The organism is Streptomyces sp. NPDC020192, assembly GCF_044388685.1.
In the GTDB taxonomy this organism is placed as follows: Bacteria; Actinomycetota; Actinomycetes; order Streptomycetales; family Streptomycetaceae; genus Streptomyces.
Window position 1 is genome coordinate 175,481 of record NZ_JBIRXG010000009.1, and the last position, 14,960, is coordinate 190,440.

Genomic DNA, 14,960 nt, shown 5'->3' on the forward strand with positions numbered 1-14,960 from the left:
CACCCAGGGGTGCGGCCCCGCCGCCATGCATACGCGCCTACCGGCTAGCCCGGAAAGCCCCCGTTCCCGTTCCCGTTGTTGCCGCCGTTCCCCTGCCCCTGGATGAAGTTGCCGGGGAGGGAGAAGGTCGGGGCCGGGACGGGGGCGCCGGTGGTGCCGCCCGTGGTGCCGCCGTCAGCCGTGCCGCCGGTTGTCAGACCGCCGATCAGTCCGCCGATTCCCCCCGTGCTGTCCCCGTTCTTGCCGCCGTCCGTCCCCCCTTGGCCTTTTCCCTGACCATCTCCCTTTTTGGTGTCGTCGGGGATGTCGATCAGGTTGAAGTCAGGGGCGGGCTTGCCCGCCAGCGCGCCGGTCATCATGTCGCGCCAGATCGGGCCGGGCACCTTGCCGCCGAAGACCTTGTCGTACGGGACGCCGCCGATGGTGATGTTGATCATCTTGCGCTTGTGCTGCGGGTCGCCGACCCAGACCGCGCCCGCCATGTTCGGGGTGTAGCCGACGAACCAGGCGGCGTAGCGCTCGTCCGTCGTACCCGTCTTGCCCGCGCTCGGGCGGGCGTCGAGGCCGGCCTCCTGGCCCGTACCGTCCTCGACCACGCCCTTGAGAATCGTGCTGACGGTGTCCGCGGTCTTCTCGGACATCGCGCGCGAGCAGGCCGACTTCGGCACCTGGAGGGACTTCTCCTGGCTGCCGATCTTCTGCGTGATCGACGCGATGGCGACCGGGGTGCAGTACATGCCGCGCGAGGCGAAGGTGGCGTACGCGTTCGCCATCGTCAGCGGGGACATCTCCTGGGTGCCGAGGGCGATCGAGGGGGCCTGGACGATCGTGCGGCCGTCGGCCCGCTGCACGCCCATCTTCTGCGCCATCTGCGTGACGGGGCAGATACCGATGTCGCTGATCAGCTGCACGTAGTACGTGTTGACCGACTTGGCGGTCGCTTCCTTCATGCCGTACGGGCCGTGCTCCGACGGGTTCTCGTTCGTCAGCTTCTCGGGTTTGGCCGGGTCGGTACGCCAGACCTTGCCGTCACACGCCTGCACGGGACTGGGGTACGGCATCTCGTACGGCGACGAGTACTGCTGTGTCGCGGGCTTGCCGCCCTCGATCGCGGCCGCCGCGACGATCGGCTTGAACGTTGAACCGGGCTGGTAGCCCGCGCCGCCCCCCATGTCCGAGTTGACGGAGAGGTTGATCTGCGTCTCGTTCTTGCCGAAGCCGTACGGGCGGGACTGGCCCATCGCCAGGATCCTGCCGGTGCCGGGCTCGACGATGGTCGCGGCCGTGGCCACCGGGTCGGACTGGTAGACGTGCTTCTTGACGGACGCCTGCACGGAGTCCTGGGCCTGCGGGTCGAGCGTCGTCCGGATCGTCAGACCGCCCTGGTTCCACAGCTTCGCGCGGTCCACCTTGGTCTTGCCGAAGACCGGGTCGGTCAGGACGACGTTGCGCACGTAGTCGCAGAAGAAACCGGCGCCGCGGACCGCCGTGATGCAGCCGTTCCTGGGCTGGCTCGGGTTCAGCCCGAGCGGCTTCTGCTTGGCCTCGTCGGCCTCCTTCTGGGAGATGTCGCCGACCTCCGCCATGCGCTGCAGGACGATGTTGCGGCGCTTGGTGGCCTCCGCCTCGTCGTTGACCGGGTCGTAGCGGCTCGGGGACTGCACGATGCCCGCCAGCAGCGCGGCCTCCGGCAGGCTCAGATCCTTGGCGTGCTTGGAGAAGTACCGCTGGGCGGCGGCCTCGACGCCGTAGGCCTGCTCACCGAAGAAGGTGATGTTCAGGTAGTTCTCGAGGATCTTCTTCTTGCCGAGCTTCTCCTCGATCTGGATCGCGTACTTCAGTTCCTTGATCTTGCGGCCGATGGTCTGCTGGGTGGCCTCGGCGACCTTCGTCGGGTCGTCGCCGGCCTCCTCGATGAAGTAGTTCTTCACCAGCTGCTGGGTGAGCGTGGAGGCGCCCTGGGAGACCCCGCCCTCCTGCGCGTTCTTGTTCAGCGCGCGCAGCACGCCCTTGAGGTCGATCGCGCCGTGCTTGTAGAAGCGCGAGTCCTCGATCGCGACGATCGCCTTCTGCATGTACGGCGAGATGTCCTTGAGGTCGACCACCGTACGGTCGCGGGAGTAGACGCTCGCGATCTGGTTGCCCTGGCTGTCCAGTATCGTCGTGCGCTGGCTCAGCTGGGGGCTCTTGAGGTTGGCCGGGATCTCGTCGAAGCTCTGGACCGAGCCCTTGGCCGCGAGGCCGAGCGCGCCGGCCGCGGGCAGTGCGATGCCCGCCATCACGGCTCCGGCGAGGACACTGACACCGAGGAACTTGGCGGCCTGCTGCGTTGCCGACAGACCACCGCCCGAGCGCTTCTTTGGCATGAGGGCAGCCTACGTTCTCAATCGCCGGACACGCGTATATGCCTTGGCCTAAGCTGCTCTCAACTGTCACAGCAGTGCGGTCACGTATCAATACGTCCGGCGACCCCGAATCGTTCCGGAGGTTTCCCGGCTCTTTTGATGGGCGCGTGTCCGAATCCGCCTCGTGTGTCATCCGGTGCCCGATGTGACGCACCACAGCTGTCCTGGTTTGCCGGGACAGTCGTGTATGTCGCCAGCTCACTCCCGCGGGTGATCTGCCGCTTACCCATAGTCCGTTCGGGCCATTCAAGATTGGGCCCGAAGGGGGTGTTGCGCTGTCCCCACCTTCCGTAACGTCCTCAACTGGCGGCGGTGAATATGCCGCTGCCGCCGTGGGGGAGCCTCGATTCGGGAGAGGACGGCGCCGGTATGGGCTGGGTAACCGACTGGAGTGCGCAGGCTGCCTGCCGCACTACCGATCCGGATGAACTGTTCGTTCAGGGAGCAGCGCAGAACAGGGCCAAGGCGGTGTGCACCGGATGTCCGGTACGTACCGAATGCCTGGCCGACGCGCTGGACAATCGCGTCGAATTCGGCGTGTGGGGAGGCATGACGGAGCGGGAGCGCCGCGCACTGCTGCGCCGGCGGCCCACTGTGACCTCCTGGCGCAGGCTGCTGGAGACCGCCCGCTCGGAGTACGAGCGCGGCACCGGAATCGTGCCCCTCGACAACGACGAGGTGTACGAGAACTACGCGGCGGTCAGCTGAGGGCATTTCCCCCCGGCACACGCCGCAGGAACCCGGAGGAGCAGGGCAAACGCCGGGAAGCCGTGGGGATCGGCCTGCGGCCCGCCCCGCCGGGGAGGCGTTCCGCGCGCGTGCCCGGGAAGGCGTACCTGGGGAGGCGTCCTGCGTCCTTGCCGCGGATGCGTTCCGCATTGCCGTCCGTACGCGCGCATGTGCCTGCGTGCGACGACCATGCGCCGCACGCTCACTCACTGCTCACCGCCGCTACGGCAGTTCCGTACCGCCCTGCGCGCCCGCGGCAAGCAGGGTGCCGATGTCGCGCAGGCCCGTGAGGTCGTGGACATCGCCGGGCAGCGCGGGCACTTCGACGACCGCCACCTCGGGGTGACGGGCGGTGAACCGGTCACGCGTGCGCTGCTCACGCGCGAGCAGCTGCATGCGATCCGCGTGCAGTCTCAGCAGTCCCGCGGCGAGCCGGTCGACGGGGCGCTCCGCGTCGGCGGGGGAGCCGTCCTCGGAAGCGGCGGGGGAGCCTTCTCCGGAAGCGGGGGCGCCGGTTGCGGCCTCGGATGCGGGAGGTGATGCGGAAGATTGTGAACTGCCGTACGTGTCGGGAGAGTTACGAAGTCCAGCTTTCCCGCCACCCTGATCGACAATGCGGGGGTCCTCAAGATTTTCCGCGGCGGCGAGCGCCCGCTCGGCCGACAGTCCGTCGGCACCGCTGCCGTGCACCCGGTTGAGCACCAGGCCGACCAGCGGCATCTTCTCCTCGGCCAGCCGCTCCACGAAGTACGCCGCCTCGCGCAGCGCGTCCCGCTCCGGGGCCGCGACCACCAGGAACGCCGTACCGGGCGCCTGGAGGAGCTTGTACGTGGCGTCCGCGCGCGTGCGGAACCCGCCGAAGGTGGTGTCCATCGCGGCCACGAACGTCTGGACGTCCTTCAGCAGCTGACCGCCCAGCAGCTTGCCCAGCGTGCCGGTCATCATCGACATGCCGACGTTGAGGAAGGCCATGCCCGCGCGGCCGCCGAGCTTGGCAGGGGCCGTCAGCAGGCGGATCAGGCGGCCGTCCAGGAAGGAGCCCAGCCGCTTCGGCGCGTCCAGGAAGTCCAGCGCGGAGCGGGAGGGCGGGGTGTCGACCACGATCAGGTCCCACTCGTCCTTCGCGCGCAGCTGGCCCAGCTTCTCCATCGCCATGTACTCCTGCGTGCCCGCGAAGCCCGCCGAGAGCGACTGGTAGAAGGGGTTCGCCAGGATCACGGCCGCCCGCTCGGGGTCCGCGTGCGCCTCCACGACCTCGTCGAAGGTGCGCTTCATGTCGAGCATCATGGCGTGCAGTTCGCTGTCGCCGTTGGTGCCCTTCACCCGCCGGGGCACGTTGTCGAGGGAGTCGATGCCCATCGACTGGGCCAGCCGCCGGGCCGGGTCGATGGTCAGGACGACCACCTTGCGGCCCCGCTCGGCGGCCCTCAGGCCGAGCGCCGCCGCGGTCGTCGTCTTGCCGACCCCGCCCGAGCCGCAGCACACCACGATCCGGGTCTTCGGGTTGTCCAGCAGCGAGTCGACGTCCAGCACGCGCGCGGGGGAGAGACCGTGGGCCTTCTCCCGCCCCTCGGATGCCGTCTCGGGCGCCTTGGCCGGGTCCGGACTCATGACAACCCCTGCTTCCGCAGCTCGGTGGCGAGTTCGTACAGCCCCGCCAGGTCCATGCCCTCGGCGAGCAGCGGCAGTTCGCCCAGCGGCAGGTCCAGCTCGCCGAGGACCGCGCGCTGCTCCTGCTCCAGCGTGTACCGCTCGGCGTACTCCGCGGCCTGCCGCAGCAGCGGGTCCACCAGCTTCTCGGCGTTCCCGCCCCGCCGGGCTCCGCCCAGACCGGCGGCCGAGAGCGCCTGTGCGACAGAGGAACGCTCCACGCTCCGTACGAGTTCCAGGTCGGCCGTGTCGAGCACCTCGGGCCGGACCATGTTCACGATGACACGGCCCACCGGGAGCCGGGCCGCGCGGAGTTCGGCGATGCCGTCGGCCGTCTCCTGGACCGGCATCTCCTCCAGCAGCGTCACCAGGTGCACGGCCGTCTCCGGGGACTTCAGCACCCGCATCACGGCCTGCGCCTGATTGTGTATCGGGCCGATCTTCGCCAGGCCCGCCACCTCGTCGTTGACGTTCAGGAAGCGGGTCACGCGGCCGGTCGGCGGGGCGTCCATGACGACGTAGTCGTACGCGAACTTCCCGCTCTTGTCCTTACGGCGCACCGCCTCGCACGCCTTGCCGGTCAGCAGCACGTCCCGGATGCCGGGTGCGACCGTGGTGGCGAAGTCGATGGCGCCGAGCTTCTTCAGGGCCCGGCCGGCTCCACCGAGCTTGTAGAACATCTGGAGGTAGTCCAGAAGGGCCAGTTCCGGATCGATGGCGAGCGCGAACACCTCCCCGCCGCCCGGGGCGACCGCGATCTTCCGCTCCTCGTACGGCAACGCCTCCGTCTCGAAGAGCTGGGCGATGCCCTGCCGACCCTCGACCTCCACGAGAAGCGTCCGCTTCCCCTCGGTCGCGAGGGCCAGCGCGAGTGCGGCGGCGACCGTCGTCTTTCCGGTCCCGCCCTTGCCGCTGACGACCTGGAGCCTGCTCACGCCTTCGAGACTAACCAGTCCGGCCGACACTCACGCGGGAGGCTGTGGATAACGCAGGTCACCGTCCCTCGGGCCGCAGCGGCTACAGTCGGCCCCATGACCAAGTGGGAATACTCAACCGTGCCGCTGCTCGTCCACGCCACGAAGCAGATTCTGGACAACTGGGGCGAGGACGGCTGGGAGCTCGTCCAGGTCGTGCCCGGGCCCAACCCCGAGCAGCTCGTGGCCTACCTGAAGCGGGAGAAGCAGGCATGAGCGCGGTCGAGGCCAAGCTGGCCGAACTGGGACTGACCCTGCCGGACGTCGTCCCGCCGCTGGCCGCGTACCAGCCGGCCGTGCGGTCCGGTGCGTATGTGTACACCTCCGGCCAGCTGCCGATGGTCGAGGGCAAGCTGCGGGCCACCGGCAAGGTCGGCGCCGAGATCACGCCGGAGGAGGCCAAGGAGCTGGCCCGCGTCTGCGCGCTGAACGCGCTGGCCGCCGTGAAGTCCGTCACCGGTGACCTGGACCGCATCGCGCGCGTGGTGAAGGTCGTCGGCTTCGTCGCCTCCGCGTCCGACTTCACCGGGCAGCCCGGTGTCGTCAACGGCGCCAGCGAGCTGCTCGGCGAGGTCCTCGGCGACAAGGGCGTGCACGCGCGCAGCGCGGTCGGCGTCGCGGTGCTCCCGCTGGACGCGCCGGTCGAGGTCGAGATCCAGGTCGAGCTGCTTCCGTAAGGGCCGCTGACCTCGGGTGCCTCGGCCCCGCCGGCCTCGGCCACCTCTCGAACATTCGCTCTGCACGGGATAGCCTCCGGCCATGGCGAACGGTCAGTGGTACCCCCAGGAGTGGCCGGACCGGATCCGCGCGCTCGCGGACGGCACCCTCACTCCGGTGTCCCCCCGGCGCGCGGCCACGGTGCTGCTCCTGAAGGACACCGAGTCCGGTCCGTTCGTCCACATGCTGCGCAGACGCGCCTCCATGGCCTTCGCCGGAGGCGCGTACGCGTATCCCGGGGGCGGTGTCGACCCGCGCGACGACGACCGTCTGGTGCGCTGGGCGGGCCCCACGCGCGCGTGGTGGGCCGAGCGGCTCGGCGTCGACGAGCCGGGCGCCCAGGCGATCGTGTGCGCGGCCGTACGGGAGACGTACGAGGAGGCGGGTGTGCTGCTCGCCGGGCCCGACGCGGACTCGGTCGTCGGCGACACCACCGGGGAGGACTGGGAGGCGGACCGGGCGGCGCTGGTCGCGCGCGAGCTGTCCTTCGCCGAATTCCTCGACCGGCGCGGTCTGGTGCTGCGCTCGGACCTGCTGGGCGCCTGGACCCGCTGGATCACCCCGGAGTTCGAGGCCCGCCGCTACGACACCTGGTTCTTCGTCGCCGCCCTGCCCGAGGGCCAGCGCACCCGCAACGCCTCCACGGAGGCCGACCGCACGGTGTGGATCCGTCCCGAGGAGGCCGCCGCCGGCTACGACAAGGGCGAGCTGCTGATGATGCCGCCCACCATCGCCACGCTGCGCCAGCTGCTCCCGTACGCCACCGCCGCCGGGGCACTGGCAGCCGCGCCCGCGCGGGACATGACCCCGGTGATGGCCGGTGCCCGCCTGGTGGACGGCGAGATCGTGCTGTCCTGGCCGGGGTACGAGGAGTTCACCAAGCACGTCCCGACGACTCCCGGTCCGACCGGTGGAGGCCCCGCATGACCGACGCAAGCACGCTGCCGGGCCAGCCGCGCGGCGCGGTGCTCTCCGGCCCCGCCACCGAACGAGCCGTCAACGTCCTCGCGCCCAACGCCTCCGCGATGACCCTGGACGGCACCAACACCTGGATCGTCGCCGAGCCCGACTCCGACCTGGCCGTGGTCGTCGACCCGGGCCCGCTGGACCACGGCCATCTGCGCGCGGTGGTCGACACGGCCGAGAAGGCGGGCAGGCGGATAGCCCTGACCCTGCTCACCCACGGCCACCCCGACCACGCCGAGGGCGCCGCCCGGTTCGCGGAACTGACCGGCACGCGCGTGCGTGCCCTCGACCCGGCGCTGCGTCTCGGTGACGAGGGCCTGGCCGCCGGGGACGTGATCACCGTGGGCGGCCTGGAGCTGAGGGTCGTCCCGACCCCCGGGCACACGGCCGACTCCCTGAGCTTCCACCTCCCGGCCGACCGGGCGGTGCTCACCGGCGACACCATCCTCGGGCGCGGTACGACGGTCGTGGCGCACCCCGACGGCCGCCTGGGCGACTATCTGGACTCCCTGCGCCGGCTGCGCTCCCTGACGGTCGACGACGGCGTCCACACGGTCCTGCCGGGCCACGGGCCGGTCCTGGAGGACGCCCAGGGTGCCGTCGAGTTCTACCTCGCCCACCGCGCCCACCGGCTCGCCCAGGTGGAGACGGCGGTCGAGGACGGTTACCGGACCCCCTCCGAGGTCGTCGCCCACGTCTACGCCGACGTCGACCGCTCCCTGTGGCCGGCGGCGGAACTGTCGGTACGGGCTCAGCTGGACTATCTGCGCGAGCACGGGCTGATCTAGGGCCCGTCCGGCCGGGGTGCCTTCACGCCGTGCACGCGCGCGTACTCGGCGGCGAGCCAGGGGCCGAGGTCGTCGACGTACGTGCGCAGTACGCCGGGGTCGCCCACGGGGTCGTAGCCGTACTCCGCCGCCGTACGCAGCTGTGCGGCCCGCTCCGGGTACGAGGCGGCGAACGCCTCGGCCATCTCCCGCAGGTCGCTGGTCCAGCCGTTCCAGCGGGGCATGACCAGGGTGAAGGCGGTGCGGACGAGGTGGCGGGACATGAAGCGGACGAGCGGGCGCCGGGCCTCCTCGGTGTTCTCGGCGCCCGCGATCCGCTCGCGCCAGCGGGGCAGCCACCGGGCCAGGTCGCCGTTGGTCTCGCGGGCGAGCAGGGAGTCGGGCCGGTAGCGCGGCAGGTACTCGGCGAGGTCGTCGCCGAGCAGCGGGGTGCACAGACAGGCCACGAACCAGCCCAGGTCGTACCGCTCCAGCTCGCTCAGCAACCGGTCCCGGCCGTACAGCAGCGTGCCGACGCCGTCGATCTGCGGGAACTCCTTGTCGACGGCCTCACCGAGCGCCCGTACGGCCTCCCGGTCGGCCTCGCCGGGTTCCTCCCGCAGCGCGACGAGCAGGTCCAGGTCGCTGCGCCCCACGCGCGCGGTGCCGCGCGGGATCGAGCCGTAGAGGTAGGCGCTGTGCAGCCGCGCCCCGAAGACGTCCAGCAGCCGGTCGCGTGCGGCGGCCACCACCGGGCGGAAGGCGACGGGCACGCGCGCGAGGGAGCCTTCGCGCGCGATGAAGCCCTGCTCGTCGAGGCCGGGACGGCGGATCCCGGGACGGCGGATCGTTTCAGCCATGGGGCAACTGTCCCGTGCGCTGCTGTCCGGGGCAGTTGATTTTCGCGTGACGGCGGGTGACGGGCGGGCAAACTCCGCCCGTCCGGCGTCCGAAGGCCCCGCACGGGGTCCGGGGCCGGTAGGCCCCGGTGCCTCAGCGGGAGCGCTTGGCGAGCCGCTCCACGTCCAGCAGGATGACCGCCCGCGCCTCCAGGCGGAGCCATCCGCGCTGGGCGAAGTCCGCCAGCGCCTTGTTCACGGTCTCGCGCGAGGCGCCCACCAGCTGGGCCAGCTCCTCCTGCGTGAGGTCGTGCACGACGTGGATGCCCTCCTCGGACTGCACGCCGAAGCGGCGGGACAGGTCCAGCAGGGCGCGCGCCACACGGCCGGGCACGTCGGAGAAGACCAGGTCGGACATGGCGTCGTTGGTCTTGCGCAGTCGGCGGGCCACGGCGCGCAGCAGCGCGGTGGCCACCTCGGGGCGGGCGTTCAGCCAGGGCTGGAGGTCGCCGTGGCCCAGGCCCAGCAGCTTGACCTCGGTCAGCGCGGTGGCGGTCGCCGTGCGCGGACCCGGGTCGAAGAGGGACAGCTCACCGATCAGCTCGCCGGGGCCGACGACGGCGAGCATGTTCTCGCGGCCGTCGGGGGAGGTGCGGTGCAGCTTGACCTTGCCCTCGGTGACGACGTAGAGCCGGTCGCCCGGGTCGCCCTCGTGGAACAGGGAGTCGCCACGTGCGAGGGGCACCTCACTCATGGAGGCGCGAAGCTCCGCGGACTGCTCGTCGTCGAGAGCCGCGAAGAGCGGGTTGCGCCGCAGAACGTCGTCCACGAGTTCTCTCCTTGTCGACCTGCTCAGGGGATCTTGCTCCCCCTTGGTACCAGGGGACCGTGCTCCCCATTTTGCCGGACGGTCCAAACAGTGTGATCTGTCACAAGGATGCCGCACAGGTGTCCTGAGGTAAGCGTCAGGGGTCCAATCGGGGGCCGATCTTCCGGGTCCGGGGCGGATGTCGGTGCTGGGCTCTAGGCTGGCCGGGTGTCCAAATCACCGTGAGAGCACAGGCCAAGGGGGCTTAGCGGGTGGTTGTACGTCGCGATTCCGCTGTGGGCGAACAAGGTCCTGGCGGCGATAAGAAAACCGGAAAAACGGCTAAAAAGGTCACCGGCAAGAGGGCGGCCGCCAAAAAGGCCGTGACGGCCGAGAGGACCGTCGTGGCCAAAAAGGCGGTCGTGGCCAAGAAGGCCCTGGGGACCAGGAAGGCCGAGGCGGTGGCGACCGGGAAGCGCGTCGCCGTCAAGAAGACCGCGCCCGTCAAGAAGGTCGCGGTGAAGCCCCCGGCGCAGGAGTCCCGCACGGCCCTGGTCCGCCGCGCCCGCCGTATCAACCGCGAGCTGGCCGAGGTGTACCCGTACGCCCATCCCGAGCTGGACTTCGAGAACCCCTTCCAGCTGCTCGTCGCCACGGTGCTGTCGGCCCAGACCACCGACCTGCGCGTCAACCAGACGACCCCGGCGCTCTTCGCGAAGTACCCGACGCCCGAGGACCTCGCCGCGGCCAACCCGGAGGAGGTCGAGGAGATCCTGCGCCCCTGCGGGTTCTTCCGGGCCAAGACCAGGTCGGTGATAGGGCTCTCCAAGGCCCTGACCGAGGACTTCGGCGGCGAGGTGCCGGGCAGGCTGGAGGATCTCGTCAAGCTGCCCGGCGTCGGCCGCAAGACCGCCTTCGTGGTGCTCGGCAACGCCTACGGACGGCCCGGGATCACGGTCGACACCCACTTCCAGCGGCTGGTACGGCGCTGGCGGTGGACCGAGGAGACCGACCCGGACAAGATCGAGGCCGCCGTCGGCGCGCTGTTCCCGAAGAGCGAGTGGACCGATCTGTCCCACCACGTGATCTGGCACGGCCGCCGGATCTGCCACGCCCGCAAGCCCGCCTGCGGCGCCTGCCCGATCGCCCCGCTCTGCCCGGCCTACGGCGAGGGCGAGACCGACCCGGAGAAGGCGAAGAAGCTGCTGAAGTACGAGAAGGGCGGCTTCCCCGGCCAGCGCCTCAAGCCCCCGCAGGCGTACCTCGACGCGGGCGGCAGGCCGGCCCCGCCGCTGGGGGCCGCGTGACGGGACGATCTCGCCGCGTGACGGAACGATCTCGGGGCCCTCGGGCGTTGAACGGGCAGAGGCGACGGGGGTGGCGATGACGAAGGCCAGCGAGACGCGGGGCGGTGCGGTGACGCTCAGCAAGGAAGGGCTGCCGGACTGGCTGGCGCCGGTGGTGAAGGCGGCCGAGACGGTCGAGCCGGTCCAGCTGAGCCGCTTCCTGCCGCCGGAGAACGGCTCGGGACGGCAGTCGGCGGTGCTGATCCTGTTCGGCGAGGGCGAGCGCGGCCCCGAGCTGCTGCTCATGGAGCGCGCCGGCTCGCTGCGCTCGCACCCCGGGCAGCCGTCCTTCCCGGGCGGCGCCCTCGACCCCGAGGACGGCGATCCGCAGGCCGACGGGCCGCTCAGAGCGGCGCTGCGCGAGGCCGAGGAGGAGACCGGCCTCGATCCGTCCGGGGTCCAGCTCTTCGGCGTGCTGCCCGCGCTCTACATCCCGGTCAGCGGCTTCGTCGTCACGCCCGTGCTCGGCTGGTGGCGCGAGCCCAGCCCGGTCGGTGTCGTCGACCCGAACGAGACCGCCCGGGTCTTCACGGTCCCCGTGGCGGATCTCACGGACCCCGCCAACCGCGCCACCGCCATCCACCCCCGGGGCCACGCCGGCCCGGCATTCCTGGTCGAATCGGCCCTGGTCTGGGGCTTCACGGCCGGAGTGATCGACCGCCTGCTGCACTACGCGGGCTGGGAGCGCCCCTGGGACAGGGAGAAGCGGGTCCCACTCGACTGGCGGTCATGACAGTGTGTCCTCCGTGAACGTGCTGGACATCCTGTTGCTGGTCGGGGCCGTGTGGTTCGCGGTCGTGGGCTACCGCCAGGGCTTCGTCGTCGGCATCCTGTCGGTGATCGGCTTCCTCGGCGGTGGCCTCGTCGCCGTGTACACGCTGCCCGTGATCTGGGACGCCGTGACCGACAAGGCGACCGTCGGCACCACCGCGGCCGTGGTCGCCGTGGTCGTCGTCATCGTGTGCGCCTCCGTCGGCCAGGCCCTGACCACCCACCTGGGCAACAAACTGCGCCGGTACATCACCTGGTCCCCGGCCCGCGCCCTGGACGCCACCGGCGGCGCGCTGGTCAACGTCGTCGCGTGGCTGCTGATCGCCTGGCTGATCGGCTCAGCCCTCGCCGGTACGACACTGCCGACGCTCGGCAAGGAGTTCCGTAGCTCCAAGGTGCTGCTCGGGGTCTCCCGGGCGCTGCCCGCGCAGGCGAACACCTGGTTCGCGGACTTCTCCAACGTCCTCACGCAGAACGGCTTCCCGCAGGTCTTCAGCCCCTTCGCCAACGAACCGATCAAGGACGTCCAGCCGCCCGACCCAGCCCTCGCCGGCAGTGGGGTCGCCACCCGCGCCCAGCGCTCCATCGTCAAGGTCACCGGCACCGCCCAGAGCTGCGGCAAGGTCCTGGAGGGCACCGGTTTCGTCTTCGCCGACCGCCGCGTCATGACCAACGCGCACGTGGTCGGCGGCGTCGACGCGCCCACCGTGCAGATCGGCGGAGAGGGCCGCAAGTACGACGCCAAGGTCGTCCTGTACGACTGGAAGCGCGACATCGCCGTACTCGACGTACCGGACCTGAGGGCGAGCGCGCTGCGGTTCTCCGGCCAGGGGGCGGCCGGCGGCGACGGCGCGATCGTCGCGGGCTTCCCGGAGAACGGCTCGTACGACGTGCGCGCCGCGCGCGTGCGCGGGCGCATCACGGCCAACGGCCCGGACATCTACCACCGCGGCACGGTCAGCCGTGACGTCTACTCGCTGTACACGATCGTCCGCCAGGGCAACTCGGGCGGCCCGCTGCTCACGCCCGAGGGCCGGGTGTACGGCGTGGTGTTCGCCAAGTCCCTCGACGACGCCGAGACCGGCTACGCGCTCACGGCGGACGAGATCCGGCCCGACATCGACCAGGGACGTACGGCGACCGAGGAAGTGGGTACGGACAGCTGCGCCCTGTGAGCCCTGGCGAGACCCCGTTCGGCCGTGTTCTGTGAGCCTGGGCGTGATTCCGTCGCGCGGGGTTCAGCCGCGCGGGTGACGCAGACGTACCGAGACCCAGCGGGCCCGGCGGCGCAGGATGTGCGGGATCCCTACCCGGAGGTCCGCTTCCGCGAGGTGCGGGGTGCCTCGCTGAGGCTGCCTCAGACCGGAGGTCGAGCGGCGGTTGCGGGGTGCGTCACTGTCGTGCATCCAGCCCATACCCCGACGTGTGCCCCGTCAGAAGGTCGATAACCGCCTGCGCGCCCCCCAATTGGCCTATGCGGCAGGCATGTGGCCGTTCGAGAGACAAGTGTTCAGGAACCGGATACTCCACGCATCGAACGCGTCACCGTACGGTCACCGGCAAACCGTTACCGGTCGGGCTCGGGATCCTTCAGCCAGTTGACGAGTTCCGTGGAGAACGCCACCGGGTCCTCCTCGTGCGGGAAGTGACCGAGACCGTCGAACAGGCGCCAGCGGTACGGCGCTTCGACGTACTCGCCGGAGCCGGCCGAGCTGCGGGTGCGGGTCACCGGGTCGAGTGAGCCGTGCAGATGCAGCGTGGGCACCCGAACGGGGCGTTTCATACGGCGGTTGAACTGGATGCCGTCCGGGCGGGCGAGCGAGCGGACCAGCCAGCGGTACGGCTCGATCGAGCAGTGCGCGGTCGACGGGATGCACATGGCCCGCTGGTACGTCTCCACCGCCTCGTCCTCCGGCGCCCGCGGCCCGGACCAGTCCCGGATCAGCCGGCCCACCATCGCACCGCCGTCCGCGGCGAGCTGACGCTCCGGGAGCCAAGGCCGCTGGAAACCCCAGATGTAGGAGCTGGCGGCCGTCTGCCGGGCGTCCCGCAGCATCGCCGCGCGCCAGCGCCGCGGATGCGGCATCGAGACGACCGCGAGCCGTCGTACGAGCTTCGGCCGCATCGCCGCCGCCGTCCACGCCAGATAACCGCCCAGGTCGTGGCCGACCAGCGCCGCGTCCGGCTCGCCGAGCGAGCGGATCACGCCGGTGACGTCGAGCGCGAGGTTGGCGGGGTCGTAGCCGCGGGGTGTGCGGTCGCTGCCGCCGACGCCCCGCAGATCCATCGCCACCGCCCGGTAGCCCGCGTCCGCGAGCGCCGTCAGCTGGTGCCGCCACGTCCACCAGAACTGCGGGAAGCCGTGCAGCAGCAGCACCAGCGGGCCGTCGCCGAGTTCGGCGATGTGGAAGCGCGCGCCGTTGGCGGCGACGTCCCTGTGTGTCCAGGGACCTTCGATCCGTACGGCCGAGGGGGCGGGGTCGCTCATGACGTCGAGCGTGCCACAGCTTCGATGGCCGCGGGGGCGCGGTCCTCGGGGAGTTCCGTGCGCGGGTGCGGCTTGGCGTTCTGCAGGACGCCCGCCGTCTGCTTCACCGACGCGGCCACCTTCTGCGGGCCCTTGCTCTTCTTGGCCTTCTTCGCGAAGGCCAGGCCGATGAGCCCGAGCAGGACCGCGACGAGCACGTTGGCCGCGAAGGACAGCACGAAGCAGATCGCCAGATTCCAGTGGCTCCAGGTCCGGATGCCGTACGCGAGGGCGAAGTTGAGCATCGGCAGGGAGAAGACCAGCATCACGGCCGCCATGGTGAAGGCGCCGCCGCTGACCGCGCCGCGCTTCACGTCCTGCTTCAGCTGGGCCTTGGCCAGCGCGATCTCGTCGTGCACCAGCGCCGACATCTCGGTCGTCGCCGAGGCGAACAACTGGCCGATGCTGCGTTCGGCGCCGACCGGGCTGCCGTCGGGTGCGCTCATCGCGTTCTCCCTCAA

15 protein-coding genes are annotated in these 14,960 nt (G+C 70.9%); 8 read left to right on the top strand and 7 right to left on the bottom strand.

Going from position 1 to position 14,960, the window contains the following annotated elements:
- Positions 1-44: 44 nt before the first annotated feature.
- The gene (locus ACH47Z_RS19450) at positions 45-2,366 is read right to left on the bottom strand and encodes a transglycosylase domain-containing protein (protein ID WP_399075124.1); all 2,322 of its coding nucleotides are present in this window, start codon (positions 2,364-2,366) and stop codon (positions 45-47) included.
- Positions 2,367-2,774: 408 nt separating this feature from the next.
- Between ACH47Z_RS19450 and wblA the strand changes: the two genes are divergently transcribed.
- Entirely contained in the window at positions 2,775-3,113 is a 339-nt protein-coding gene (gene wblA, locus ACH47Z_RS19455; RefSeq protein WP_063777071.1) for a transcriptional regulator WblA, read from the top strand.
- Positions 3,114-3,356: 243 nt separating this feature from the next.
- Here wblA and ACH47Z_RS19460 read toward each other — a convergent pair whose 3' ends face one another.
- Both ACH47Z_RS19460 and ACH47Z_RS19465 read right to left on the bottom strand, forming a co-directional pair.
- Complete coding sequence (locus tag ACH47Z_RS19460; RefSeq protein WP_399075126.1) at positions 3,357-4,745, bottom strand: ArsA family ATPase; 1,389 nt, start codon at positions 4,743-4,745, stop codon at positions 3,357-3,359.
- Positions 4,742-5,719 (bottom strand): ArsA family ATPase, encoded by a 978-nt coding sequence (locus tag ACH47Z_RS19465; protein WP_399075128.1) that lies wholly within the window; start codon positions 5,717-5,719, stop codon positions 4,742-4,744. Before ACH47Z_RS19465 ends, ACH47Z_RS19460 begins: the two co-directional genes overlap by 4 nt.
- A 96-nt stretch (positions 5,720-5,815) precedes the next feature.
- Between ACH47Z_RS19465 and ACH47Z_RS19470 the strand changes: the two genes are divergently transcribed.
- The 4 genes from ACH47Z_RS19470 (at position 5,816) to ACH47Z_RS19485 (ending at position 8,229) form a co-directional block, all read left to right on the top strand.
- Positions 5,816-5,974, top strand: coding sequence for a DUF4177 domain-containing protein (locus tag ACH47Z_RS19470; protein WP_018547934.1), 159 nt, complete (start codon positions 5,816-5,818; stop codon positions 5,972-5,974).
- On the top strand, positions 5,971-6,435 hold the full coding sequence (locus ACH47Z_RS19475) for a RidA family protein (RefSeq protein ID WP_399075130.1): 465 nt from the start codon (positions 5,971-5,973) through the stop codon (positions 6,433-6,435). The genes ACH47Z_RS19470 and ACH47Z_RS19475 overlap by 4 nt, the downstream gene beginning before the upstream one ends.
- Positions 6,436-6,517: 82 nt before the next feature.
- On the top strand, positions 6,518-7,402 hold the full coding sequence (locus tag ACH47Z_RS19480; protein WP_399075132.1) for an NUDIX hydrolase: 885 nt from the start codon (positions 6,518-6,520) through the stop codon (positions 7,400-7,402).
- Positions 7,399-8,229, top strand: a complete 831-nt coding sequence (locus tag ACH47Z_RS19485) for an MBL fold metallo-hydrolase (protein ID WP_399075134.1) — start codon at positions 7,399-7,401, stop codon at positions 8,227-8,229. The genes ACH47Z_RS19480 and ACH47Z_RS19485 overlap by 4 nt, the downstream gene beginning before the upstream one ends.
- On the opposite strand, the gene ACH47Z_RS19490 is transcribed toward ACH47Z_RS19485, so the two are convergent.
- Both ACH47Z_RS19490 and ACH47Z_RS19495 read right to left on the bottom strand, forming a co-directional pair.
- The gene (locus ACH47Z_RS19490) at positions 8,226-9,068 is read right to left on the bottom strand and encodes a nucleotidyltransferase domain-containing protein (RefSeq protein ID WP_399075136.1); all 843 of its coding nucleotides are present in this window, start codon (positions 9,066-9,068) and stop codon (positions 8,226-8,228) included. The genes ACH47Z_RS19485 and ACH47Z_RS19490 overlap by 4 nt on opposite strands.
- A 133-nt stretch (positions 9,069-9,201) precedes the next feature.
- Positions 9,202-9,876: a Crp/Fnr family transcriptional regulator gene (locus ACH47Z_RS19495; protein WP_399075138.1), complete on the bottom strand. Its 675-nt coding sequence runs from the start codon at positions 9,874-9,876 to the stop codon at positions 9,202-9,204.
- Positions 9,877-10,151: 275 nt separating this feature from the next.
- Here ACH47Z_RS19495 and nth point away from each other — a divergent pair, with 275 nt between their 5' ends.
- The 3 genes from nth to ACH47Z_RS19510 all read left to right on the top strand — a co-directional run bounded on the left by nth (position 10,152) and on the right by ACH47Z_RS19510 (position 13,147).
- Positions 10,152-11,162, top strand: a complete 1,011-nt coding sequence (gene nth, locus ACH47Z_RS19500) for an endonuclease III (RefSeq protein ID WP_399075140.1) — start codon at positions 10,152-10,154, stop codon at positions 11,160-11,162.
- Between the two features lie 76 nt (positions 11,163-11,238).
- The gene (locus ACH47Z_RS19505) at positions 11,239-11,934 is read left to right on the top strand and encodes an NUDIX hydrolase (RefSeq protein ID WP_399075142.1); all 696 of its coding nucleotides are present in this window, start codon (positions 11,239-11,241) and stop codon (positions 11,932-11,934) included.
- Positions 11,935-11,947: 13 nt separating this feature from the next.
- Entirely contained in the window at positions 11,948-13,147 is a 1,200-nt protein-coding gene (locus ACH47Z_RS19510; protein WP_399075144.1) for a MarP family serine protease, read from the top strand.
- Positions 13,148-13,539: 392 nt separating this feature from the next.
- On the opposite strand, the gene ACH47Z_RS19515 is transcribed toward ACH47Z_RS19510, so the two are convergent.
- Both ACH47Z_RS19515 and ACH47Z_RS19520 read right to left on the bottom strand, forming a co-directional pair.
- Positions 13,540-14,460, bottom strand: coding sequence for an alpha/beta fold hydrolase (locus ACH47Z_RS19515; RefSeq protein ID WP_399075146.1), 921 nt, complete (start codon positions 14,458-14,460; stop codon positions 13,540-13,542).
- The gene (locus ACH47Z_RS19520) at positions 14,457-14,945 is read right to left on the bottom strand and encodes a phage holin family protein (RefSeq protein WP_399075148.1); all 489 of its coding nucleotides are present in this window, start codon (positions 14,943-14,945) and stop codon (positions 14,457-14,459) included. Before ACH47Z_RS19520 ends, ACH47Z_RS19515 begins: the two co-directional genes overlap by 4 nt.
- Positions 14,946-14,960: the final 15 nt, after the last annotated feature.